Annotated in this window: 18 protein-coding genes and 3 pseudogenes; 2 read left to right on the top strand and 19 right to left on the bottom strand. The window is 51.5% G+C overall.

Features of this window, described 5'->3' with window-relative positions:
* Positions 1-9: 9 nt before the first annotated feature.
* Together efeO and JOD01_RS16590 are read right to left on the bottom strand one after the other, a co-directional pair.
* Complete coding sequence (efeO, locus tag JOD01_RS16595; protein ID WP_204519432.1) at positions 10-906, bottom strand: iron uptake system protein EfeO; 897 nt, start codon at positions 904-906, stop codon at positions 10-12.
* A gap of 151 nt (positions 907-1057) precedes the next feature.
* Positions 1058-3097: a molybdopterin-containing oxidoreductase family protein gene (locus JOD01_RS16590; protein ID WP_204519431.1), complete on the bottom strand. Its 2040-nt coding sequence runs from the start codon at positions 3095-3097 to the stop codon at positions 1058-1060.
* Between the two features lie 349 nt (positions 3098-3446).
* Between JOD01_RS16590 and JOD01_RS16585 the strand changes: the two genes are divergently transcribed.
* Positions 3447-3680, top strand: coding sequence for a hypothetical protein (locus tag JOD01_RS16585; protein ID WP_204519430.1), 234 nt, complete (start codon positions 3447-3449; stop codon positions 3678-3680).
* A gap of 70 nt (positions 3681-3750) precedes the next feature.
* Here the strand turns inward: JOD01_RS16585 and JOD01_RS16580 are convergent, their stop codons facing one another.
* From JOD01_RS16580 to JOD01_RS19760, 12 genes and pseudogenes are all read right to left on the bottom strand, one after another.
* Positions 3751-4641 carry a DUF1028 domain-containing protein gene (locus JOD01_RS16580; RefSeq protein WP_204519445.1) on the bottom strand — a complete coding sequence of 297 codons (891 nt, stop codon included), beginning with the start codon at positions 4639-4641 and terminating at the stop codon, positions 3751-3753.
* A gap of 385 nt (positions 4642-5026) precedes the next feature.
* Entirely contained in the window at positions 5027-5356 is a 330-nt protein-coding gene (locus JOD01_RS16575) for a cupin domain-containing protein (protein ID WP_204519429.1), read from the bottom strand.
* 48 nt (positions 5357-5404) lie between these two features.
* Positions 5405-5854, bottom strand: a pseudogene (locus JOD01_RS20065) (OmpL47-type beta-barrel domain-containing protein); the annotation flags it as partial.
* A gap of 66 nt (positions 5855-5920) precedes the next feature.
* Positions 5921-7324, bottom strand: a pseudogene (locus tag JOD01_RS16570) (glycoside hydrolase family 28 protein); the annotation flags it as partial.
* Between the two features lie 210 nt (positions 7325-7534).
* A complete protein-coding gene (locus tag JOD01_RS16565; protein WP_204519427.1) occupies positions 7535-8440 on the bottom strand; it encodes an EamA family transporter in 906 nt (301 codons plus the stop codon).
* A gap of 203 nt (positions 8441-8643) precedes the next feature.
* Positions 8644-9858: an ABC transporter permease gene (locus tag JOD01_RS16560; RefSeq protein ID WP_204519426.1), complete on the bottom strand. Its 1215-nt coding sequence runs from the start codon at positions 9856-9858 to the stop codon at positions 8644-8646.
* Positions 9855-10577 carry an ABC transporter ATP-binding protein gene (locus JOD01_RS16555; protein ID WP_204519425.1) on the bottom strand — a complete coding sequence of 241 codons (723 nt, stop codon included), beginning with the start codon at positions 10575-10577 and terminating at the stop codon, positions 9855-9857. The genes JOD01_RS16560 and JOD01_RS16555 overlap by 4 nt, the downstream gene beginning before the upstream one ends.
* Positions 10578-10582: 5 nt before the next feature.
* Entirely contained in the window at positions 10583-12127 is a 1545-nt protein-coding gene (locus tag JOD01_RS16550; protein WP_204519424.1) for an efflux RND transporter periplasmic adaptor subunit, read from the bottom strand.
* A 331-nt stretch (positions 12128-12458) separates the two neighbouring features.
* A complete protein-coding gene (locus JOD01_RS16545) occupies positions 12459-13877 on the bottom strand; it encodes an ATP-binding protein (RefSeq protein WP_204519423.1) in 1419 nt (472 codons plus the stop codon).
* Positions 13861-14547 carry a response regulator transcription factor gene (locus JOD01_RS16540; RefSeq protein WP_204519422.1) on the bottom strand — a complete coding sequence of 229 codons (687 nt, stop codon included), beginning with the start codon at positions 14545-14547 and terminating at the stop codon, positions 13861-13863. The genes JOD01_RS16545 and JOD01_RS16540 overlap by 17 nt, the downstream gene beginning before the upstream one ends.
* Positions 14548-14711: 164 nt before the next feature.
* Positions 14712-14918: a hypothetical protein gene (locus JOD01_RS16535; protein WP_204519421.1), complete on the bottom strand. Its 207-nt coding sequence runs from the start codon at positions 14916-14918 to the stop codon at positions 14712-14714.
* Positions 14919-14944: 26 nt separating this feature from the next.
* Positions 14945-15166, bottom strand: a pseudogene (locus JOD01_RS19760) (SPL family radical SAM protein); the annotation flags it as partial.
* Positions 15167-15327: 161 nt separating this feature from the next.
* Here JOD01_RS19760 and JOD01_RS16530 point away from each other — a divergent pair.
* Complete coding sequence (locus JOD01_RS16530) at positions 15328-15714, top strand: VOC family protein (protein WP_204519420.1); 387 nt, start codon at positions 15328-15330, stop codon at positions 15712-15714.
* Between the two features lie 460 nt (positions 15715-16174).
* Here the strand turns inward: JOD01_RS16530 and JOD01_RS16525 are convergent, their stop codons facing one another.
* From JOD01_RS16525 to JOD01_RS16505, 5 genes are all read right to left on the bottom strand, one after another.
* Positions 16175-16699 carry a phage tail protein gene (locus JOD01_RS16525; RefSeq protein ID WP_204519419.1) on the bottom strand — a complete coding sequence of 175 codons (525 nt, stop codon included), beginning with the start codon at positions 16697-16699 and terminating at the stop codon, positions 16175-16177.
* Positions 16700-16715: 16 nt separating this feature from the next.
* Entirely contained in the window at positions 16716-17216 is a 501-nt protein-coding gene (locus JOD01_RS16520; protein WP_204519418.1) for a phage tail protein, read from the bottom strand.
* 28 nt (positions 17217-17244) lie between these two features.
* Positions 17245-17754: a phage tail protein gene (locus tag JOD01_RS16515; RefSeq protein ID WP_204519417.1), complete on the bottom strand. Its 510-nt coding sequence runs from the start codon at positions 17752-17754 to the stop codon at positions 17245-17247.
* Positions 17755-17902: 148 nt separating this feature from the next.
* A complete protein-coding gene (locus tag JOD01_RS16510) occupies positions 17903-22921 on the bottom strand; it encodes a cadherin repeat domain-containing protein (protein WP_204519416.1) in 5019 nt (1672 codons plus the stop codon).
* Between the two features lie 268 nt (positions 22922-23189).
* A complete protein-coding gene (locus JOD01_RS16505; RefSeq protein WP_204519415.1) occupies positions 23190-23909 on the bottom strand; it encodes a YebC/PmpR family DNA-binding transcriptional regulator in 720 nt (239 codons plus the stop codon).
* Between the last annotated feature and the right edge of the window lie 288 nt (positions 23910-24197).

Genomic DNA, 24197 nt, shown 5'->3' with positions numbered 1-24197 from the left:
CAACCTTCTTTACAAGTTTAACGCCGTACCCATCTGCGAAAGAGGTTCGGCCAATGCATCGATCGCCTGGCTTAATTGTTTGGTTTGCTCTTGCTTTAATTCGGTGTAAGAGACGTACCCTTCCCCTTGCTTGAAGGGAGCCAGCAAAGCAAACAGACTGTCAAAACGTTGTTCGATCGTATCGGTCAGTGGCTGATCTTTTTGCGCCAATACCGGTTTAAGCGTAACAAAAATTTGTTGCGCTCCTTCCACATTCGCGGCGAAATCGTACAAATCCGTATGCGAATAGCGCTCTTCCTCGCCGGTCACTTTGGAAGAAGAAACTTCATTTAACAGTTCGACGGCACCTGTCACCAGCAGCTTGCCGTCAATCTCGACCGTCTCCACCAAAGCCCGCAGTTGTTTCACATCTTGCAGCAGTTGATCGGCATAAGCTCCCTGCCCTTCGGCCGTCTGCTTTTCCCACAGTGCTTGTTCAATCCGGTGGAATCCGCGCCACTCCTGATCAGGGACATCGCCTTCCCGAGCATCGATGTTCGGATCAAGATCGCCCAACGCTTCCGCAATCGGTTCGATTCTTTCGTAATACATCCGCGTCGGCGCATATAATTTTTTCGCTTGTTCTACATTTCCTGCTTTGACTGCGTTGGCAAATTGTTCGGTCGCCTTCACAAACGCATCGCACTGGGTCACCACATAGGAACGGTACTGATCAACCGTTTGCGCCAATTGTGGATCTCCCTGTACGTCGCCTGCTTCCGGCTGGGCTGCGGCAGTCGGTTGGCTGGCCGCCGGTTGTGCTGCCGCTTGATTCGGCGTTTGCTCCGCGGATTCATTACTGGAGGAACAGCCGGCAAACAACAGCGTTGAACTCAGGAAAAGGGACGTAACATAAGAGACTTTCATCTTTCTCGCTCCTTTGAAAACAGGTGGGATAAAATTATGTATGAATCTTTTTTGATAATGAGAATCATTATCACATTTGTTATCTTATCAGCTCCTTGTTGCTCCGTCAACAACAAAAAAACCATCCATTTCCAATGGATGGCGCAGTTTGTCACACTTTTTGAATGGCAACGCGACCGGAGAAAAAAGTGGCCCCGCCTCCCATATCGGCAATGCGGTCGGGCGTCAAGGCGTTGACAAATGGCTTGCCGGCAGGCGAATCAACCCACAGGCCCTGACTCACCAACACCCCCGGCAAGACATTCTCTCCGACAGCCGCGATCAGGTAGCATTCTCCCCGCTGATTCCACACTTTCACGCGATCTCCGCTGACGATGCCAAGAGAGGCGGCGTCGCTTGCATGGATATGCAACTTCGGCTCTTTTTCCAGGCGGATATGCTTCTCGCTGTTGGAAAAGGTGGAATTTAGAAAATTATGGTTGGGACCGGGAATAAACCGAAACGGATAGTCGCTTTCCTCGACCGGCGGCAGGTATGCAGGCAGTGGCGGAAGACCGTCCGCTTCCATTCTCGCCGAATACAACTCGATTTTTCCGCTGGGGGTCGGCAACGGTACGGGCAGCCGTCCATTCCGCTTCGCTTTTACATATTGACGCTCGAGCAGCTGCTCATAGGTAAGATCGGGCAACCCAGGGTTCTGGTGATGTTCCCAGGCTTGCCGGATCAACTCCTCGTCGGAATCTTGCAAAGCTTGTTCCGTAAAGCCCATCGCTTTGGCCAGCAGGCGAAATACCTCGGTGTTGGATTTGCTTTCGCCGACAGGTTCGATGACCGGCTGTTGGATTTGCACATAGTGGTGCCAGTATGATGTATAAAAATCGGTATTTTCAAACGACGATGTGGCCGGCAGAACAAGATCGGCGTACTTGGCGGTCTCTGTGACAAACAAATCGTGCACGACGGTAAACAAATCTTCGCGCGCCAACCCCGCGATCACCTTGTTCGTTTCCGGAGCGACGACGGCTGGATTGCTGTTGTAAACATACAGCGAGCGAATCGGCCGATCCAACGACAACAAAGCGTTGCCGAGCTGATTCATGTTGATGATGCGGATATCCTGCTTTGGCAGCAGATCAGGCCGCTGCAAGGCTTGCCTGTTAAATTCGAGAAACTTGGAATTACCCTTGAGCGCACCTCCGCCTTTATACTGCCATTGGCCGGTCAAAGCCGGCAAACAAGCGATGGTTCTGACGCTCATCCCGCCATTATCGTGATGCTGCAGTCCGTTGCCGATTCGAATGAACGAAGGAGTGGTTTGTCCGTACAACCGGGCCAGGCGGTACAAGTCTTGCTCAGGGACTCCTGTAATCGAAGAAACGGTTGCCGGATCATAGGCACGCACATGCTCGCGCAGCGCTTCATGTCCGACTGTATAGGTTTGCAGAAACGCTTCGTCAACCAGATTTTCCGCAAACAAAATATGCATCATGCCCAAAGCGAGGGCACTGTCGGTTCCCGGCAGGATGGGAATAAACCAGTCTGCCCAGCGGCCGGTTTGATTTTTATGGACATCGATCGCCACGACTTGCGCTCCGTTTTTGCGCGCCTGTTCCGCCAACACGACCTGATGCTGATTGGTACTGACCGCATTGATTCCCCACATGATCAACAGCTTGGCGTGAATCGTCTCCTCCGGATCTGTTCCGATGCTGCCTCCCATTGTATACGTGTAACCAACATTGCCGGCAGAGTTGCAAATCGTGCGGTCCAGCCGGCTGGCCCCCAAGCGGTGGAAAAACCGCCGGTCCATTCCCTCCGTGTTGATCCGGCCCATATTTCCGTAGAAGCTGTAAGGCAAAATCGACTCGGCGCCCTCTTCAGCAATCAGCTTCTTCCAACGTTCGGCAATCTCTCCGATCGCTTCCTCCCAACTGATGGGCGCAAACCGGCCTTCCCCTTTGTTCCCCACCCTGCGCAGCGGATGGGTCAAACGCTTGGCATCATAAATCCGCTCGGTCATATGCCGCACCTTGTTGCATATGTTTCCCTTGGTCACCGGATGCTCGGGATCGCCTGTGATCTTAACGATTTTTCCATTTTGTTTATGGACAAGCAGTCCGCATTGATCGGGACAATCGAGTGAACATACGGAATGAAAAACACCATCCGATTGTGATACGGGTGACGCCATTTTTCCTCTCTCCCTTCCGCAAATCCGTTCCAGTTCAGCGCGAGCAAAACCATTCGGCATAGGTTTCTGGACGTTGTTACATTGATTATCGCGGTGTGAAAATTGGCTGTCAAAGCCTTTTGTGAAATTTTGCCGAGATAACGGGACATTCCCGCCGTTCCCGGCCGCCATTGCCACCCGGAAGCGCCAGAAAATACCTCAATAAGGATTTGAGTTCGATTGCATTCTTGGATATGGTTAAATCATAGTAGTCATCCGGGCAAACTTGACTCCATGACCATCTTTTCCGTTCGTTGCCTTTTTAAGTCCCCATGATTGTGTTACCTTTGAGAGAAAGGAGTGTGTCCACATGGAAGACCGAAAGAAATCTTTTTACTACCGGGTTACCTGGGATGAAGCAAGTTATTTGAAGCAAACGTTGGAAAAAATGGAGATCCCCCATGCAATCGAGTCCCCTTCGCCGGATAGCAAATTGCCGCTTGCCGAAGGACAGCTGGCCATCGTCTTTCCCGATTTGCCAGTCCGTGCCTATCACTTCGTCAGAGAATTGTTTACCGGAGATGGAGAACGCTACCCCTTCTAAGAACAAAAGGGCTGTGTCTGTGAAACAGCAGCCCTGCCGACCGGCCCTCATGGACAGGCGATATAGTGTTCTATCCCTTTTTCGCAGCCAATTGTTCCATAAATTCCACCACTTTTTTGTCCACTTTGCCTGCTTCCGCAATCCGCTCGTCGAAGTTTTCGATCAATTGAAACTCGTGCAACTTCTCGAAGAAAAGCGCAGGATTTTGCTGATCCTCTGCCGTTAAATAGCCGAGTGCCACGAGATGGTCTTGCAGTTTTTTCCGCAATGGCTCGTCGATTTCCAAAAAATCTTCCGGGCGCGGCTTCGTAAAGTAGAGTTGATGCAGGTAAAACAGACGATTCAACTCCCGCACCGGTTCCAGATGATCATCGACGCGCAAATCAATATACTTGTCGATCTTCCCGCCGTAACCGCCGCCTTCCTTGACAATCAACAAAGCGGCTGACTGTTTGCCGCGGCTGTCCCCGCCGGCATCCTCTCCCGCTTGCAACGCGGCAAGCAGTCGTTCGGCCAGCGAACCGGCGGCGGATTGAAACGTCTGCGCCATCGCTTGCACGGTCTGCTCATCAACGAGAATATTTCCCTGTGCGGCAAAGTTGGGTCCGGTAATCCCGCCAGCCCAAGCGTGACATTCTTCACCGGTATAGGTCGCACTGTTGCCTTTGGCGTCGACCATGCCAACCTGGCGAACCAGGCGTCCTTCGTCTTCCGCAACCAGCTGATCGAGCACTTGCTGCGCCGTCATTCCTTGCGCCAGCAGCTCCAGTCCCTTTGTTCCATAGTCGGTATTGGCCCACGATTGCGTGGCCACCGCGCCCACGCCAGCCTTCGCCCATGGAACGATCGCACCAACCGCTAAAAATTTGGAGGCAACCGCTACCCCCAGCTCCCCTGTTTCCGGATCAAAACCGACAATGGAAAACGTATTGATTTCTTCTCGTTTGTTACGCTCGTGCATGTTCATGTAAAATACCCCTCTCGCAATTCTTTCGCCTGCGGATCATCGAGGATGTCTCGCAAGCCGCCTCCCGCCAAATTAAGAGCCAGTCCTCCTTTTTCGCTCTTCGCTCAGCATGCCCCCACTCGACCAAGCGGCAGGAGCGGAACCGATAACGTCAGTATGATCACCATTCCGCGAATCGTCAATTCCATGCGCGCCACGATGTCCCGAAGAAGGAACCGCAAATGGCCGACAACCGTGTCTGCAAATGCTGCGCTGAGGCTGACTCAGTCGGTGGTGCGCAACAAACAGCAAGCCGGCCCCCGGAACATCCAGGCGTCGGCTTGCAAACCTTCCGTTTCGCTTTTTTTTATGTGTTGGCGGCGCCGGGTACGTGCCCGCTTTATGTCGTCAAAAAATCTTCCCGCTGCGGCGTGAACACATCGAGGATAACAGACTCCTCCTCCAGGGCAACCACACCGTGGCGTACGCCAGAGGGGATATAAACGCTGTCTCCTTTTTTTACCACTTGTTCCTCATCCCCCAACTGAAAGCGAAAACTGCCTTGGACGATATAACTCACCTGTTCATGGGGGTGGGAATGAACCTCACCGACCGCTCCTTTTTCAAAGGTGACCTCCACCATCATCAGACTGCCGCCTGCCCCCAGCATTTTTCGCTGTGCCCCTTGGCCGGCACTGGTTATATTTGCTTGTTCCGCTTGCACAAACATATTTCTCTCCCCCGTTTTTCAGAAGTTCTCGCTTTTGCGGCTACCCCGTTACAAGCTTTGCTGATCGACGATCGCCTCGATCACTTTGCTCAAATCCTCGCCTGCCGTTGCCTCCATCTGTTTCCCCGCGTGCTGCTCCGCATATTTTAAGACGTTTTCCAGCTTGCGATAAGCTTGTTCCTTGTTCCCTGCTGAGACGTCACGCTCAACCGCCTGTACTTGCGACGATAACGCCTGCTTGATCCCGGGTGTTTCTGTTTTCAGATTTTCGATCATTGCGGACAGCAACGGCAAGGTTGCCTGTTTGATCACGATCAGTTGAAGCTGAGCTTCCTCAGTATTGCCCGCCTTGTCAATCGCGCGGAATTCCAGCTTGTTTTCCCCTTCTTTTGTCAATACGATCGGTTGTGTATAGGTGCTCCAGGCGGAATCGGCTGTGCTGCGGTATTCAATCCGCTCGACTTCATCGTCATCGCTTGCCGTTAAGCTGACTTGCGCCTGACCGAGATACGAGCCATCCGACAACGTCACACCGGCGATAGTGATTTGGGTTTCCGGCTTGAGCGTATCGTACAGCTTTCCGTTGATGAAGAAGCGGGAGAATGTCGCTCCTTCGACGTGTTCCATCACCGCCGGCGTCTTCACATTATTGAAGCTGGAATCGATAATGCGCAAGTTGGTCACGGGAGAACCTTCGAACGCTTTAATATAGACGCCGTATTTTCCCCCGTTGCTGGTGACGTTTCGCAGCTCGATATTGCGAACGACCGGCGGGTAATCGCCGTCCATCCCTTCTTCGTAGGTCATGTCAATCGACAGAACTTCACTTTCCAGGTTTTTGACTTCATTGTCGCGGACATACACATTTTCAATAATCCCGCCGCGCACCCAATTTGTTTTAAAACGGATCGCCCTTTCCAGATTGGGACTGTCCATCAGGTTGTTTTCTGCAAAAATATTGCGCACGCCTCCGGACATCTCGCTGCCGATCGTCACCCCGCCGTGACCGTCCTTCATGTGATTGCCTTGAATGACCACATTTTCCGTCGGCACGTTAATCCGGCGGCCGTCGGCGTTTCGTCCCGATTTGATCGCGATGCAATCGTCTCCGTTGTCGAAGTAGGAGTCTTTGATCAGCATATTTTTTACAGACTCCGGATCGATCCCGTCGTTATTCGGGCCGTGTCCGATAATTTTCACATTTTGAATCGTAATATTTTCGCTCAGGACGGGGTTGATTTGCCACATCGGCGAGTTGAGAACGGTCACGCCTTCAATCAAGATATTTTTGCTGTTGTATGGTTGAATAAAGCTGGGGCGGAGGTAATGCCCGTCGCCGAACACGCGCTGCTCAACCGGAACATTCTTCTCACCCATTTCAATCAGTCGGTTGCGGTCCGCCTCCTGATTCGGCTGCCCTTCTGTCCAGCCGTATTCCTTTTTGCCTTTCCACGGCCACCAATGTTCATTGTCTCCCTGGCCGTCCAGTGTACCGCTGCCCGTAATCGCAATATTCTCTACACCATACGCATAGATCAGGGGCGAGTAGTTATACAATTCGATTCCTTCCCACCGGGTCAGCACGACAGGAAGATATTTTTTCGGGTCCTGGCTGAATTTTACCACGGCATTTTCGGTCACATGCAAATTCACGTTGCTTTTCAAATGGATCGCACCGGTCAAATAAGTGCCTGCCGGAACGACCACACGGCCTCCACCTGCCGCGTTGGCCGCTTCAATCGCCTGGCGGAACGCTTCGGTGGCGTCGGTTTTGCCGTCACCTACCGCCCCGTAGTCCGTGATGTCAAAAATCCTGTCCGGAAAACTTGGCGGAACGATCTGGTTCAAAATCTGGGGCACTTGCTCCCAACCGTCCTCCGCTTCCGCCGCCCTGACCTGTCCGCTGCCGTAAAACAGCTGTCCAAGCAGCACTACCAGCAGAACTAGCGAAAATCGTTTCTTTTGCATCGAATCACCATCCTTTTTTGCTTTGATCCTGCCCATCTGCGATGCACGCAAGCGTAAGTCAAACATCCTGTAAGCGATTTCATTTCAATTGTAAAGGAAACAGCCGACCCGGCTTATGTGGTTTTTTTTATATTCTTTTGCGCTTTTTTTAGAATATTGCGAAGAAAACAGGCCGGGTTTCCCCGGCCCATTTCTGGACTATGCAAGCGATCAAGCCGACTTCCCTGTTTTTTTCGCCAGCAATGCTTGGGGATTGGCATTGACCAGCAAGATGCTGATAACAACCAGGACAAGTCCGGCAATGAGATTGACCGTTATCTGTTCATGCATAAACAATACGCTGCACAAGATGGCGATCAGCGGAATGAGAAACGTGTAGGATGCCACTTTGCCGGCCTCGCCCGAACCGACGAGGAAGAAGAACACCAGCCAGCCCAGCGCGATCACAAAAATCGAAATAAACAGCAAGGTTGAGAGGAACGTCAGGTTCCAGTCAATGTTCGTCCAGCTTTCCACCTCAGAGCCGACTCCCATCATAAACAGGCCGCCGATCAGCAATTGCGAGGTCACCAGCCAGATCGAATCGACGCGGTTGCCCGTCTTTTTTACATAGAAGGTGCCTGCCGCCCAGCTGATCGCGCAGCCAAGCGCAAGCAAAATTCCGGTCAGCGAGATGTTACCCGTCAAGCCGCCGGCGCTGATCGTTGCGACCCCGGCGAAACCGAGGACAAAACCAAGCGCTTTCAGTGCAAACATCGATTCGCCGAGCCACAGCCAAGCCATCAGCCCCAGCAAGACCGGCTGCAAAAAAACGATCGAGGAGAACAGACCTGCCGGCAAATAGTTAAGCCCGATGGTTTGCAGACCATAAAACAAAATAATATTCAATACTGCTGAAATCACATAAATATGCCAACTTTCCTTGAAACGCAGCTGCTTGTATTTCGGCAATGCCACCACAAGCAAAATCAATCCACCTAACAACGTGCGGATGCCCGCAAATAAAATCGGCGGGGTATAGGTGAGGGCAAACTTGGACAACGGCCAGTTTACGCCCCACATTACAACGAGAAACGCGAGCAACAATGCCGATCGCGTTCGAGATGATGCCATCACTTCTGTCCACTCCCTATTCTTGTTTCTTTTCCTTTGCAACGATACCACTTTTCCGAAATGAGGCATACAAATTAAAGAAAAGTTCTTAATTACGACACAATAATTCAACTTCCTTTCCGATCGTCGACGCAAAGTTCAATCTGCGGCTACGGAAAAATCCCTGAGCTGGCATTCTCAGGGACTTTTCTGTTACCTCTATCATATTACTCATAGCGGAGCGCATCAATCGGTTTTAGCTGCGCCGCTTTGCGGGCCGGATAGACGCCGAAGATTACGCCGACTGCCATCGAAGACAGGAACGAATACACAATGGGAGACATACTGATGGAAATGCTCATACTGGCCACTTTTCCGATCAGATAGGCGGCGCCGATGCCGAGGACGATTCCAATCGCGCCCCCCAGCAAACTGAGCGTTACCGATTCGATCAGGAACTGGCGCAGGATATCCCATCGCGTTGCCCCGATCGCTTTGCGAATGCCGATTTCGCGGGTTCGTTCGGTAACGGAAACGAGCATGATGTTCATGATTCCAATCCCGCCGACGATCAGGGAAATGGAAGCAATCCCGGAGAGCAAAGTGGTCATCACGCTGCTGACCGATTGCGCGGTGCTTAAAATATCCGATTGCGAGTTGATTTGAAAATCGTTGTCCGCTGCCGGTTTCAGATTGTGCTGCGTTCGCAATGTTGTTTCCGCGTCAAATTTTGCCTGATCCATCATGTCCGCCGAAGCAGCCGACACATAAATCGTGCTGACGTAATTGCCGCCGGTAAAGCGGCTCATGGCTGTCGTGACCGGAACGATGATTCGGTCATCATTGTTAGTCATTCCGGAGCTTCCTTTGCTTTCCAGCACACCGATTACTTCAAACGGAATCTGGTTCACCTGGATCGTTTGCCCGATCGGATTGGCGCCTTCGCCAAACAAGTTGGTTACGACTTCCGTTCCAATGACGGCAACATTGGCTTGCGTCTTCACTTCAAAATGGTTGAAAAACCGTCCTTGCTGCAAATTTGTGCTTCTTACTTGCGGAAATGTTTCCGAAGTTCCTTCCAATTGAGTGGAATAGTTATTGCTTTCCCAGACCAGCTGCGCCCGTGAAGTCACGCTGGGCGTCACGCCTGCGATCGAACTGTTTTGCGACAAAGCATCCGCGTCGGCCAGTGTAAGCGAATCACGCGAACCCGCTCCCAGGCTGATTCTCCCTTGCTTCGCCTGACCTGGCGTCACGATCAGCAAGTTGCTGCCCAAGCTGTTGATCTGCTCCGCCACATCGGCAGTTGCGCCCTGGCCGATGCCGACCATGGAAATTACCGCGGCGACACCGATAATAATTCCCAACATCGTTAAAAACGAGCGCAGCTTGTTTGACTTGATACTCCGCAACGACACTCTGAAACTTTCCAAAAAATTCATGATTTCACTTCCTCAACGTTTGCCCATCTTCGTTCTTTTACCTGCTCATCGGCGACAACCTGACCATCGCGGAAATGGATGTTGCGTTTGGCATATTCGGCAATATCCGGTTCATGTGTAACCAGGACGATCGTTTTTCCGCTCTGATTCAGTTGTTGGAAAATTTGCATGATCTCAATGCTCGTTTTTGTATCCAGCGCACCGGTCGGCTCATCCGCCAACAGGATGACCGGATTGTTGACTAGAGCCCGGGCAATCGACACCCGCTGTTGCTGTCCGCCGGAAAGTTCATTCGGTTTGTTGTTGAGGCGGTTGCCCAAACCGACGCTTTCCAGCGCGGCTATTGCCCGCTCCCGGCGTTCCTTGGCGGGCACCCCCGCGTACAGCAACGGGAGTTCCACATTTTCTACCGCTGTCGTTCGCGGAAGCAAGTTGAAGCTTTGAAACACAAAACCGATTTTCTGATTGCGGATCAGCGCCAATTCATCATCGTGCGCTTCCATGATCGGAACGTCATCGAGAAAAAACTCGCCGGAAGTCGGTTTATCCAAACAGCCGATTACATTCATCATCGTGGACTTTCCGGAACCCGAAGGACCCATGATCGCTACAAAATCGCCCTTGCCAATATCCAGGTTGACGCCGCGCAGCGCATGGATTTCCTGGTCGCCAATTCGATAAATTTTCTTTAAGTTTTTGATCCCAATAACCGGATTCATCGCGATCAGTTTCTCCTTCCAGTTGAGCCGCCGCCCGTCGGTGCCATTCCGCCCATTCCCGGCACGCCACCCATTCCCGGCATTTGACTGTTTTTGCTGTTCGAAGATGAAGTAGAACTGCTGGCGCTGGAGACGATCACGACTTGATCTCCCTCGTTCAGACCGGAAGTAATCTCCACTTTGTCCGAACTGTAGTAACCTGTGCTGACTTCCTGGAATTTGAACGGAACCGCCAGACCGGATTTGTTCGTGCTGCCGTCGGCTGATGCCGTTGCCAGATAGACACCGTCTTTGCCATTTTGCGCTTGCAAAGCAGCCGGTGGAACATACAGCACATTTTGATGCGTTCCGACCGTGATTGTGACATTCATCGTCATTCCTGTTTTCAGCAAGCCTTCCTTGTTATCGACCGCAAGCAAAACTTCGTATGTCGTGACCCCCGAATCTGTTGTTGCTTCCGGATAAACCAGCGTCACTTTGCCGCTAAACTGTTTGTCTGAATAAGAGCTGGTCGTCAATGTCGCCGCCAAGCCTTCTTTTACTTTGCCAATATCGCTCTCGCTGATTTGCGCCGAGACTTCCAAGGTATCCGCATTGGAGTTATCCAGGACGATAAACGGATTGGATGGAATCTCCCCGACATCCCCTTCAATCGCTGTCACGATGCCATCGATCGGCGCTTTTACGGTCAAATCTTCCAATGTTTTTTGCGCTTCGTCCAATTGCGCTTGCGCCTGCGTCACCTTCGCCTGTGCCGACAGGACGGTTGCCTCATCCGGTCCGGCTTTGGCGTCGGTTAGCTCTTGCAGGGCGGTTTCATAATCAGCTTGGGCCGATTCCACGCTCGTTTTGGCTTCTCCCTGCGTTTGACTTTTGGACAATACGGCATTGTCGTATTCGATTTGCGCTTGATCCAAACTGTCTTTGGCATCATCGAGCTCACTCTTCGAGACAGCTCCCGCGTCATACAACGCCTTTTGTGTATTGTAATTTTTTTGCGCACTGGCTAAAGTCGCTTTGGCTTTGGCCAAATCATTGTCTGCTTTTTGCTGATCGTAGGATTTTTGCGCAGTCTCCAAGGCAGCTTTGGCTTGGTTCACTTGCGCTTGCAGCGCATTCATTTCAGCCGTTGTTTTTGGCTTTTTCGCCTCTGCCAATTCAGCCTGGGCCGACAAGAGCGTGGCTTGAGCATCGCGGACGTTGGCGGCTGCCTTGGTCTCATCCAGTTTGGCCAGCAACTGTCCTTGCTTCACCGTGTCCCCTACTTTGACGTAAATCGCGGAAACCGTCGTTTCGTCATCGGAGAAAGAAAGTTCCACCCGCCTGGAGGCCTGAACAGTCCCCGAGGCCGTAACCGTTTCTGTCACATCGCCCCGTTCAACTGCAACCGTCCTCGTCAGACTGCGCGTTGCCGGCGATGCGGACATTTTTTCATAAGCATAAATGCTGCCGGCGCATACGAGGACAACCCCCAGGCCAATGGCCAGCCATTTCTTTTTATGTTTGAGCGAAAACCATTTACTTCCTTTCGTTTTGCCTATTTCAGTCATGTGAATCTTCCCTTCTTTATGAACTGGATGTAAGTGGATGATTGCGGCTTACTCAAACAACTATAAAGGGGGAATATGTCAGGAGAATGTCAGAGCCGCTTCATTTTGCCAAACAAAATCCCAACGCGCCGCTGCGCCGTTCTTTCATCGGTTGCGCGGCTGATCCCCGTGCCGCGTCGCTCGCTGCTCATGTTCTTGGCCAATCCAAATCAAGCGGATTTTTTGCAAAATAAAAAGAGCACCTGTCAGTGCTCTCCGCTTCTTTTTCCCTTATTTATTTTGATAATCCCATCCCCAGCCGTTTTGCTGGTCGAGCGTAGCGTTTTTGCTATTACAAGGCAGGAATGCTCAAGGTGAAGGTTGTTCCCTTTTCCGAGCTTTCGGTTAATTGCAAATCGCCGCCCAATGCCTGGGCCAACAATCTGCTGAACGGCAGTCCCAGTCCCAATCCGCGCACTTTGTGTTTTTTGGCTTCTCCGCGGAAAAACTTTTCAAAGATCAGCGACTGCTCTTCGCGCGGAATTCCGCTGCCGCAGTCGCGAACCTCAATCGCGATGCCCTGTCCGGTTTCGTAAAGCCTGATGTTGATCTCGGCGATTCCTTTGCTGGCCTGTTTGGCGTTGTTCAGCAAGTTGTACAAAATTTGTTGCACTCGCAATGGATCGGTATGCAGCATCAGCGTTTTGTCCGGCATGTCCAGATGTACGACAACGGTGTTCTCATCCTGAACAATTTCCCACTGATGCGCAATCTCTTGAATCAACTGGGGCAAATCGAGATGTTCCTTGCGTATCCGTACGTTACCGACCGTAAAGGAGTTGAATTCAAGCAGATCCTCGACCATCTTTTGCAATTTTCCGGTTTCCTTCGTACAAATCTCCAAAAATTCTTTCGCTTCTTCTCCCGTCACAATATCATCCTTGACGGCCTGAACCAGCCCGCTGATCGACGTAACCGGCGTTTTCAATTCATGCGTCACGCCGGCCAGCAATTCCGTCCGCATGCTCTCCAATTGCGCCAGCCTGTCCGCCATATTTCTAAAAGACTCGAGAAGTTCCGCCAATTCCTGCTCTTTGACCTCTCGCTGCAGATTCACCCGGTAGTTTCCTTTGACGATTTGCTTGGCGGCATCGGCCACATCCTTGATCGGCGTCGCCAGCTTTTTCACAAACAAATAAATGACGATCCAGCCGAGCAAAGCAAGACTCCCCAACAGCGTGATTAACAGCTGCATTTCCGACTTGCTCTGGGTGATCTCTTTTTCGGGTGAAAGCAGGACAACCCAGCCGATGGTGTGGCCGTCGGTCTCCACTTCCCGTTTGACAAAAAACATGTTTCCGCCATGTTTGTTCTCGGTTTTCCCGATGTTTGTCTGGTCGTCCAGAATCATCTTGATGTCCATCAGCGGGCCATCGCCCATTTTCCCCTGGGGCGGGTCGGCAAAAATGACCTGTTTCTGTTGATCAATGATAAAAAACAGCGGCTTATCTTCCAGATGCAAAAACGGAAGCCGCCTGTTGAAAAAACCGCCCAAAAACGGACCGATGCTTAATTCTCCGTTTGTATCGACGATGCGCTCGGCGATCTCCTCCGCCATCAGGCTCATCATATTCAACCGTTTCTCCGCTTCGTTGTACTGAATCCATAAGCCGGAAATAATCCCGATGACGAGCAATCCGATACAAAGCGTAATGACATACCGCGTCGTCCAGTACCTTAACAATGACTGTCGATTATGCCTCGTAAACACAGAATTTATACCCCAATCCCCGATAAGTTTTGATTTCGCCTTCCGACTCCGGCCAATTTTCAATCGTTTTCCGAATTCGTTTCACAGCCAGATCTACCGCCCGGTCACTGCCTTCATAATCTATTCCCCATACATTTTCAATCAGTTGCTCGCGGGTAAACATCTGATTGGGATGTTGAGCCAAAAACAAAAACAACGACAAGTCGCGAGGAGTGAAACTCAGTTCGGCGCCATGCAGCTTGACAGAATGCGCCTTAAAATCAACCCGCAAACTGCCGTATGCCTTCGCTTCATCGTCTTCCAGGATGTTGGCGGAGCGCCGGAGTACGGCTTGAACCCGCGCCACCACTTCATCGGCAATAAACGGCTTGGTAATATAGTCATCCGCTCCTTGATTGAGTCCGGTCAGTTTGTCATCAATCTGGCCGAGAGCGGTCAGCATGATCACCGGGCAAGCGCTGCGGGCGCGGATATAGTCCAAGATCGTCCAACCATCTTGTCCCGGAAGCATGACGTCGAGCAGAACGAGCGAAGGATTCAGCGAGTCAAACTTGACCAATGCTTCGTCGCCGGTAAACGCTTGCTCCACGATGTAGTTCGCTTTTTCCAGATAAGCTTTCAATACACGCGAGATGGGAAGTTCATCCTCAACAATCAAAATGCTTTTCATAATCCCCCTCTTTTCTTGTCGTTCATTATACCAAATCGCAGAAAACTCGTTGAAAAAAGTCAAAACCTCCTAAGTTTAGACAAAACAATGATAAAGGGGGAATGTGTCAGGGAAATGTCAAAAGCCGAAGCGATCCGGCGGTTCTCTTTCAGTATCTTTGCGGACTAAAACGAAAAGGAAAGCTGCTCGCCGATCGCGGGAGACGGCGAATTTTCCTCATCGTTTGCAGTTGGCTGAAGCGGTGTCGCGTCAACAGGACTCGCGGGGAGAGCATATTTCTCCGCCAGCAATTGCAGCTGCTGGCGCAACCTGGACACATATCGCTGATCCGGATAGGTGCCGCGATGCAGGTTGATATAGCGGGACAGCAAGTGAGGATAAGCCTGGCGCAGTGCAGCTCCAAAGCTTCCGCGGCGTTCGCTTTTATAAAAATATGATGCTGAAAAGAATCGTCAGCTTCCATGCCCAAAAAAGTATGCGTTCCTCTGGCATAACAGAAGCTGCAGCCGTGTGAGCACCTCCGATACGGATTGATCGACCACTCGAATGGCATGCTGTCCCCTTTCACGCGGTTCATCAGCTGCTTGGCCGTGATTTCTTCGTAGACGGGTTTTGCCATCGTTCACCCTCCATCCCAGAACATTTGTTCCCTTCCGCTAGTCTAGCATACTTGCTTTTCACCAGAAAGCAGCAATGTTTGGGAGCACCTGTATAATGCTTGCAAGTGAGGGTGAGACTTTTGCTAGGAAATTCAAACGGAGTTGACGGGAGGGTGAACGCGTGAAACAGGCAAGTCCTTATTTAATCGTTGCGAACGTGAAAGATTCGCTTTCGTATTATCACGCGGTGTTTGGCGGTGAAATCAAAATCTTGCAGGAACATGCCGGGAAAATTTTGCATGCCGAGCTGCATCTTGGCGACAGCATCCTCCATTTTTCCGATTCGTATGGACGGGAACCCGAAGCGAAACAGGCCAAAATCATGCTGCAATGTGACAGCGAGCAGGAAATCAGAAGCATTTATGAGGCCCTCAAGAAGGAAGGGGAGGTTACCGTTGAATTGCAGGATACGTTTTTTGGCGCTTTGCACGGACAAGTCACGGACAAACTGAACGGAATCGGCTGGGTGCTCAATTTTTTCAAAGCACAACCGAATCAAGACAATTGATCGACTTCGCGTCGGTCTTTTTTTCTTTCGCGATCTCCCATTTACTTTGTCAAAAATTGTCGTAAAATAAAAGAAAACATCATAAGATTTCCGTTAGGGGTTGGCTTTATTGGGAAAAAGCTATCTGGTGTCAGTTGATGCCTCGCAGGCGATCTTTAATGTTGTCATTCTCAGAACGTTTCTTTCTTCCGAGTATGTCGACTTCTTGCGGACTTACAATCAGAATATATCGACAATCAATCCGAGCGAATATGAATTACATGTGCGATATTCGAAAAACGATGTTCGGAAACAAAATATTTTCCAGGAACTGAAAGAAAGTTTTTATCATTTGTTTTATAGATCGGGCTTCAAAAAAGTCTCCTTTATTGATTTTTCCAATGATGATTAATCCCCCAAAAGAAAAAGGACCAACCTTGCAGATTGGTCCCAGGCAGGGGGCTTCCAGTTGGTGAACAGGTTAGCCGCGGGAAGGGAAGACCCCCTGCAGCGCGATTATGAAATTCGTTGCCAGATAGGGTTGCTGATTATTATGCGGGGCTGTTGCTCCTGAATGGTTCAAGGCTTGCGCGTTCAAAGTTTGCGTGCCATTCGGACTCGGGACATACGCGGCTTCGCCATACCGGCTGCCGTTGGCCCAAACGGAATCGACCGGGGTTGCCGAATTGGCAATCGAACCCGCTTTGGCAAGGTGGGAGTGACGCGGCACCTGTGAGCCGGTCAAGGTGACAGTCGCTGCTCCTCCGGTTTCGCCAATTGCTCTTGCTTGCAAACCCGGTCCCTGGCCCCACTGCATGGGAGCTCTGCCATTCAGATTGGGCAAGGCAAACGTCGTCTTCCCGTCTCCCCCATACATTACCCCCAAGATGGAAAAGAGTGCCGTATTTTGACTAATCAGCAACAGTTGTCCATTGCAAAATGCCCAGCCATGCGGGGCAAAGTTTCCGGAAAAAATGCGTATTTCACCCAAAAACGGTTCTGGCATGCTGACTCAGCCTCCTTTAATTTTGTAACGGGTACTCCCCGCTTACGGCAATGCAAAAATTGACGACGGTGTACGGTTGCATATTGGGATGAGGCTGATTGCCTCCGACCGAGCTAACCGCTTCCATGCTCATCAAGCCAACCGCACTCGTTCCGTAGCTGTCGGAGTTTGTTTTCGCCCAAATGTTGGATGCTGCTGTTTTGTTATTCGCTGTTTCCGTACTGCAAGCTGCCGTATGCGTATGTTGGGGCATCTCCATAATTGTCAATCGGTGCGATTCTTCTCCGCCTTTTTGCCCAAGCATGATCGTTTTATGTTCATAATCGGGGTGCACCGGCACTTTTCCCCGCAAGTCGGGCAGAGCAAAGTTCAACTGTCCATCTCCTCCGTAGGTTGTACCCAGCAGGGAATAAAGCGCCTGATTTTGCATGATCGGCAGCAATCGTCCGTCACAGGGAACCCAGCCGCGCGGGACCAAACCAAAACTAAACAAACGGATCTCACCCAAAAATGGCATTTTTGATTCCTCCTCGCCAGTGTATGCTTTATTCCGTTGTCGGAAAGATTCCAAAAAGCGCAATAATAAAGCTGACGGTTCCATACGGCATTATATTGTCATGCGGCTGGTTTCCGCCGAAACTGGAGATGGCGGCAGGGTCCATCTCGGCGTTCGGTGCTTCCGTCGTGAAAAAATTCGGTCCGGCCGCCCAAAATGCGCCTTCCGGACTCGTTTGGCTCGCCGGCGAAGCGGCAACCGGCTGATGGGTATGCGCCGGCAATTGCGCAACCGTCAGCGTTACTTGTTCCGTTCCTCCCATTTCGCCCAGCAGATGGACAGTCTGGGTCTCGGGGTTCTCCCCTTGGTGGACAGGCAGTCGTCCCCGCAGGTCCGGCAAGGCAAAAGACGTCTGGCCATCGCCGCCATACGTCGTGCCGATCAGTGCAAACAGCTCGCTGTACTCGGCGATCGCCAGCAAACTTCCGTCACAAATCGCCCAACCGACCGGGGCGAAATTGCCGGCAAACATTCTGATTTCTCCCACATAAGGTTCCATTCCGCATCCTCCTCAGCTTCCCTTTCGATTCAATAGGCTCGTCTCTGCCTGGCGCAATTCGCTTGATTTGCCTTCCGTTTGTATGCCTCGCCAGGCCAGCCTGTTCAGCAGACGGTCAAGAAAGTGCCAGTCAGCCTGGCACTTTCCGTTAAGTTCGCACCTTCACCTTGATCGTTTCTGTCAAACCGCGATAGCTGACCGTAATTTCCGTTTCTCCTTCAGCGATCGCCTCAATTTTCCCCTTGCGAACGGTCGCAATCGTTTCATCAGCGGAGCGCCATTCCGCCTGTTTGGTGACATCCAGTTCATAACCTCTTTTGTAGTCGGCCAAAACCTGAACCGTTTCACTCTCATCTATCGCAAGCTGAATGGAGCGGTCTACCTGCAATTCGGCAGGTGCTTTATCTCCCACGACGAGAATCTCGATTTCAGCCCGTTCTCCTTCGTACTCTGCTGTGACAACCGCTTCTCCGTTTTTCTTGGCGGTGACCTCGCCCGCTTCGCTCACTTCCACTACGTCCTCATCGCTTGATGACCAATCGGCTTCAGCAGTGACCTCTTCGCTGCTATGATCCGCGAAAGCCGCCTTGACGTGAAGCTGCCGTTCATCATCTTCTTCGAGAACCATCTGTTTTTCGGAAGCCTGCAAGCTTTTCACAGCCGGTTTGGCAACGGTGACCGTAAAGGTGATCTCACGCCCTTTGTAACGGGCACTGACCTTCGTCCGGCCTGGAGACTTCGCCGTAAACTCCCCTTTGCTGACCGAGACGATTTGCGCATCTTCCGACTCCCATTCCGCCTCAGCGGCTATTTCTTCTTCATACCCTTTCTCATAAACCGCGTTTACTGCAACCTGTTCCTCTTCATCCGGTTTTAATTGCAAAGAACTGCGTTCGGCATCCAGCTTTTTCGGTTTCGCTTCCTTGACGACAAGCGCGCGAATGGCCGCTTTTTTCCCGCCATAGCGTACCGTAATGACAGCCGTGCCGCTTTGCTTGGCGATGACCTCGCCTTCCTCATTCACTTCCAGCACATCGGGATTGCTGGACGACCACTCGGCCAGCTTGGTGACATCATCGCTGCTCTTGTCGCTGTAGGTTGCCTCGACGCGGTACGCTCGTTCGTCACCCTCTTCCAGGACAGTTTCTTTCGTTGATGGCCGCAGTTTTTTTACAGTGACAGAAGAAACGGTGACAGAAAGGGTAAGCTCTTCTCCTTTGTAGCTTGCGGTGATCGTCTCTTCCCCTTCTTTTGCGCCGGCGCGGATCTGTCCGGAGCGAACGGTGACAAGATCATCCTCTGTCTGGTAGGACGTATCTTTGTCTTTGGTAATATTGATTCGCTTCTCTCCCGATACATAGTAGATTTGGAAAGTGACGGTTCGCTTCGGCTTGATGAGCAAGAAGTCCGCTGATGCTTCCAAATGGCTGGAAGATGGTTCGATCACGGTGATTTCGCACGTGTCCGTTTTTCCTCCCTCCACTGTTCGGACAGTGATTACCGCTGTTCCCGCTCGTTTCGCCGTAACGCTGCCATCTGCATTGACTTCCGCCACTTCCGGATCGCTGCTTTCCCAGGTGACTGCCGGATTGCTGGCATTGGCAGGCGTTACCGTGGCCCGCAAGCGGTATGTTTTCCCTGTCTGCAGCGTCAGCTCCGTTTCATTCAGGGAAACATCGGCAACCGGCTGAGTGCTTGGCGGCGGCGTCGGGCTCGTTGGCCGGTAAATGATCGAAGCATTCACGCCAGTCCGATTTCCCGCTTGATCCCGCAATTCCAGATAGACCGTCTGATCGCCGCTCTGTTTTTCCAGTTGCCATTTTTTGGTGGCACTGAGCGGTTCCCAAGTTGACCAAGTTTGATTGTCGTTGGAAAAGCGCATTTGCACCGCTGTCAGGTTATCATTGGCGGAGATCTGCAACGTCACATTGACCGTTGTCGTTGTCGCCGCTCCGTTGTTAATCGTCAAGCTTCCGGTTGGCGCGGTTTTATCCAGGGTAAAGACGATCTTCGTTTGGTTGCCGGCGGCGTCGGTGACGACAAGCGTATGCTCGCCTTCTTCGGTTACGGCATTGCCATTTTCAAACGCTTTCCCATCCAGCGATGCTGTCCCTTCATTAAAAGTGATCGTTGGGGCTTCCTGATAAATCTCGCCATCCGTTACCCCGTTCACGACCGGCGAGGCTGCATCAAGCTCGATCGAATCGCTGACAACAGCAAGATTGCCGGCGCGATCGCGCAGTTCCAAATAGACTGTTTTTGTACCGTCTGCCTGTTCCAGCTGCCAAGCAGAGGTCGCTTGCAGCGGCTGCCATGGTTTCCAGCTGGTTTGGTCATTGGAGAACCGCATTTCTATGCTGCCGCTCTCGTCGGTTGCCGCTATTTGCAAAGTTACGTTGGTAGTTTGGGTACGTGCCGCATTCTCATTGATCTGCAAGGTTCCTTGCGGCGGATGGCGATCAAGCATAATCGAATCGTGCGCAGATGCGGTATTTCCGGCGGCATCCCTGATTTCCAGATAGACAAACCGCTCGCCGAATCCGGAACCATCGTCCAGCTCCCAGCTCTTCTCCTGCCGGAACGTCTCCCAACTGCTCCAGTTGCTGCCGTCATTTGACAACCGCATCTGCAACCCGGTCTGGTCGTCATTGGTCACAAACCGCAAGCTGACTGTCGGCGAACTGGTATAATCGGCATCATCATTTATGACAATTCCCGCCGATGGAGCCGATTTGTCCAGCGTAAAACGAACGGTTGTCTTATTCTGCGCTGGATCGGTCACGATCAGCGTATGTGTGCCTTCTTCGCTGACCGTGGTGCCACTAAGAAATTCTGTCCCGTCAAGCGTTGCCGTCCCTTCCGAAAAGGTGATGGTCGGATCGGCATTCACCGTTTGATTGTCGGTGATTCCGCTGACGACGGGGGGCGTTTGGTCCAATTCGATTTTGTCGGACGTCCGCGTGATGTTGCCGGCGGCATCGCGCAACTCCATCTGCACGGTTTTTTCACCGTCGCCCGCCGACAACGTCCATTGTACGGTTTCCGAAAGTTCCGCCCATTCGCTCCAATCGTTGCCATCGTTGCCATCGTTGGAGAATCGCACGGTCAGCGGACTTGTGTCAAAAGAATGGGACAAAGTTAAAGCAACACTGCGAGAATTGGTGTAAGTCGCATTCTGATCAATTTGAACTTCTCCAACCGGCGGAAGCGTATCCAAAACGATCGAGTCGGTATAGGAGGAGATGTTTCCCGCACCGTCTCGCAGCTCCAGCATGACCGTTTTGCTGCCGTCACCGCTTGTCAGCGTCCAAGGAGCGGTCGCTGCTGCCGGTCGCCATTCCGTCCAATCCTCGCCTTCATTGGCCAGCCGCATCTCCACAGACGAAGCAAGATCATGGAACGTAATCGTCAGCTCGGCGTTGAGCGCATTCGTATAGCCATCATCTTGATTGATGACCAGCTTGCCCGCCGGTGCCGTCTTGTCAATGGCAAAGCGGATCTCGGTTTCATTGCCGGCTCCGTCGGTCACACGCAGGGTATAGTTTCCCTCTGCCTCAACCTTTGTTCCGCTCGTGAATGCAGTGCCATTCAAGGTAGCGGTTCCTTCGTCAAAAAGAATCACCACATCTCCTGCCAAGGTTTGCCCGTCGCTGACTCCACTGACAACCGGTCTGGTCGTATCCAGACGAATCGTGTCGGTTGCGGAGAACAGATTGGCCGCCTGATCCCGCAGTTGCATATACACCGTCTTCTCGCCATCGCCCGCAGAGAGTGTCCAAGCTTTTTGCGACAAATACGGCTCCCATTGGCTCCAATTGCTGTTGTCATTGGAAAAGCGCATTTCCGTGCCGTTTTCCGTGGCATCGGCAACATCAATCTGCAAAGTAACATTGGTGGTATTCGTTAGCAGGGTGTCATTGTTGATCGTGAAGCTTCCTGTTGGGGGGGTTGTATCCAAGGTGATGGTTTGCTGGGTGGAAATTTCATTGTTTGCCGTGTCTTTTACTTTGAGGTAGACGGTTTTTGCGCCGTCGCCTGATGCAAGCGTCCATTGCTTCTGCGCGGCGAGCGCTTCCCACGCGCTCCATGTCAGATTATTGTTGGATAAGCTGATCGATAACGCATCGCTTTCCGGATCAGTGGCCGTAATCTGCAAAGCGACTTGGGCAGATTGGGTCGTCGTCGCACCGCCGTTGATTTGAAAGGAAGCGAGCGGCGGCTCGTTTACGTCTGCTACGGTGATCGTCAACTTTTTTTCAGCGCTCAGTCCATTGGAATCAACTGCGGCAACGGTGACGTCATAACTGGCTGTCGCCTCGCGATTGAACATTTGCTTCGTATAAAGTTGGTTGCCGGAAATTTCAAACAAATCGGTGTGCGTTACAAGCTTGAATGTAAACGGATCTCCATCCGGATCTTCGGCGGAAAGCGTCCCGACCAGGGAACCGCTTGGACGATTCTCCTCTATCACATTTGGAGTCAATTGAATGTTTGCAGGTGGAGAGTTGGGAGCGTAGGTGATTTCCAGAGCAACATGCTGCTGTGAGGTGTTGGAGGTGTCATAAAAACTGATGTAGGGGTAATAATCCCCTTCTACGCCAGGAGGTATGGACATTGGCCCTCTTAGCAGAAGGCTGATTTGGTTATCGCCTGATGTGATTTGCTCGTTTACATATGAGCTGACATCAATCTTTCGGGTCGTATTCCCCTGAAAACCTTCGACTTTGCTGGCAATCAACACATCCGCGCTTGGCAATAACACTTGGTCTTGATCAGCCCAACTGTCGTCGTCAGAACCGTAGACATCGATATACGGGGCGTGGGTGTGCGCGGAAGCTTCATGAACCGGGATCACCAGCGCAACCGACTGGATCGCGCGTGTGACTGTGCCGAGATGAAAGCGAAAAGCTGCCTGCTGCGGCCCCCCGTATCCTTCGTAAAAGTTGTAGCCGGCAAACAACATATGGTCAACACCCGGCTCGACCACACCGTCTTTGAAGGTAATCGTCGTGTTTGAAGCAACATCTGTGTCTGTAAAGAGATCCATGTCAGGTGCAATCAGTACTTTTTCCGGTTCGGCGGCAGCTGCCTTGCCAAGCAACAAATTGGGAAAAAAGACAGAAACAATCAATAGTGCTGCAAGCAGCCCGGAGAAAACTTTTTTCATCCTGATACCTACTTCCTTGATTTCTTCAAGAAACAGCCGACTTGAGTTGTTCCAAATCATCCCCCTTTCCCGTTTCTTTGGACAAAAAACAGAGAAGCCAATGTTCGGAAGTCATCTGAGAGGAAACTTACCTAACATGCCTATTATAGTTCAATATGACTAATTTTCCAACAAAATACTTTTTTGAAACAAAACAGAAAGCCGGCAACGGAAAGAAAAAAAGCAACCTGCGCGCGTCAGGCTGCTTTCCATTGCGATAGCGCTTATTTTATTCTCCCAAATCAACATTGTGGTACACTTGCTGGACATCATCCAGGTCTTCCAGCGCATCGATCAGTTTTTCAAACTGTGCTTGCGCATCCTCCGGAAGAGTCACTTCGTTTTGCGCCAGCATGGTGATTTCCGCAACGGTAAAGTCGGTAATGCCGACATTTTTAAACGCTTCTTGCACAGCGTGGAATTGGTCCGGTTCGGCATAGACGATGACGGCATCCTCTTCTTCCAGGATGTCCCGCACTTCCACGTCTGCTTCCATCAAAATTTCCAGCACCTCATCCGCAGTTTTGCCTTCCAAACCGATGACGGCGGTAGCGTCGAACATATAGGAAACCGATCCGCTGACGCCCATGTTTCCGCCGTTTTTATTGAAGGCAGCGCGGACTTCCGAAGCGGTCCGGTTGACATTGTTGGTCAACGCATCGACGATGATCATCGACCCGTTTGGACCGAAACCTTCATAACGCAGTTCCTCGTACATTTCATCCGCGCCGCCCTTTGCCTTTTCAATCGCCCGATCGATAATCGCTTTCGGCACGCTGTACGTTTTGGCCCGCTCCAGCACCACCTTCAGAGCTCGGTTGGATTCCGGATCCGGTTCACCTTGCTTGGCGGCCACATAAATCTCTTTACCAAACTTCGCGTATATGCGACTTGTGCTGGCGTCTTTTGACGCTTTCTTTTCTTTAATATTGTTCCACTTACGTCCCATTCATGTTCACTCACTTTCAACACTCTGACTGGCTGGATTGGCGCCAGAGTCTATTTTGCCTGAATTCGTTTAAGTATAACGTCCTGCTTTAAAAAGATTGACAGAAGACAGCACTCTATGATTGTAGCAAATTCTGTTCTGGATAGGAAGATTGAGACGACGCCTTCCCAGCATTGCATATGCCAAACCGAAAAGCCTGCACCGCTTGTTTGCGGACAGGCTCGGCTGACAGACGAAAGGTTTCGCTGTTCTGCAAGAAACAGCCGCTGATGACAGTCATCAGCAGGC

The sequence above is a fragment of the Brevibacillus fulvus genome (assembly GCF_016908525.1).
Classification (GTDB): Bacteria; Bacillota; Bacilli; order Brevibacillales; family Brevibacillaceae; genus Brevibacillus_G; species Brevibacillus_G fulvus.
This window is presented reverse-complemented; position numbering and strand designations above follow the sequence as displayed.

Excerpts from the sequence above, each read along its gene's own strand:
- efeO (WP_204519432.1), bottom strand. The coding sequence starts at position 906 with ATGAAAGTCTCTTATGTTACGTCCCTTTTCCTGAGTTCAACGCTGTTG.
- JOD01_RS16590 (WP_204519431.1), bottom strand. The coding sequence starts at position 3,097 with ATGGCGTCACCCGTATCACAATCGGATGGTGTTTTTCATTCCGTATGT.
- JOD01_RS16585 (WP_204519430.1), top strand. The coding sequence starts at position 3,447 with ATGGAAGACCGAAAGAAATCTTTTTACTACCGGGTTACCTGGGATGAA.
- JOD01_RS16580 (WP_204519445.1), bottom strand. The coding sequence starts at position 4,641 with ATGCACGAGCGTAACAAACGAGAAGAAATCAATACGTTTTCCATTGTC.
- JOD01_RS16575 (WP_204519429.1), bottom strand. The coding sequence starts at position 5,356 with ATGTTTGTGCAAGCGGAACAAGCAAATATAACCAGTGCCGGCCAAGGG.
- JOD01_RS16560 (WP_204519426.1), bottom strand. The coding sequence starts at position 9,858 with ATGAATTTTTTGGAAAGTTTCAGAGTGTCGTTGCGGAGTATCAAGTCA.
- JOD01_RS16555 (WP_204519425.1), bottom strand. The coding sequence starts at position 10,577 with ATGAATCCGGTTATTGGGATCAAAAACTTAAAGAAAATTTATCGAATT.
- JOD01_RS16550 (WP_204519424.1), bottom strand. The coding sequence starts at position 12,127 with ATGACTGAAATAGGCAAAACGAAAGGAAGTAAATGGTTTTCGCTCAAA.
- JOD01_RS16540 (WP_204519422.1), bottom strand. The coding sequence starts at position 14,547 with ATGAAAAGCATTTTGATTGTTGAGGATGAACTTCCCATCTCGCGTGTA.
- JOD01_RS16525 (WP_204519419.1), bottom strand. The coding sequence starts at position 16,699 with ATGCCAGAACCGTTTTTGGGTGAAATACGCATTTTTTCCGGAAACTTT.
- JOD01_RS16520 (WP_204519418.1), bottom strand. The coding sequence starts at position 17,216 with ATGCCATTTTTGGGTGAGATCCGTTTGTTTAGTTTTGGTTTGGTCCCG.
- JOD01_RS16515 (WP_204519417.1), bottom strand. The coding sequence starts at position 17,754 with ATGGAACCTTATGTGGGAGAAATCAGAATGTTTGCCGGCAATTTCGCC.
- JOD01_RS16510 (WP_204519416.1), bottom strand. The coding sequence starts at position 22,921 with ATGAAAAAAGTTTTCTCCGGGCTGCTTGCAGCACTATTGATTGTTTCT.
- JOD01_RS16505 (WP_204519415.1), bottom strand. The coding sequence starts at position 23,909 with ATGGGACGTAAGTGGAACAATATTAAAGAAAAGAAAGCGTCAAAAGAC.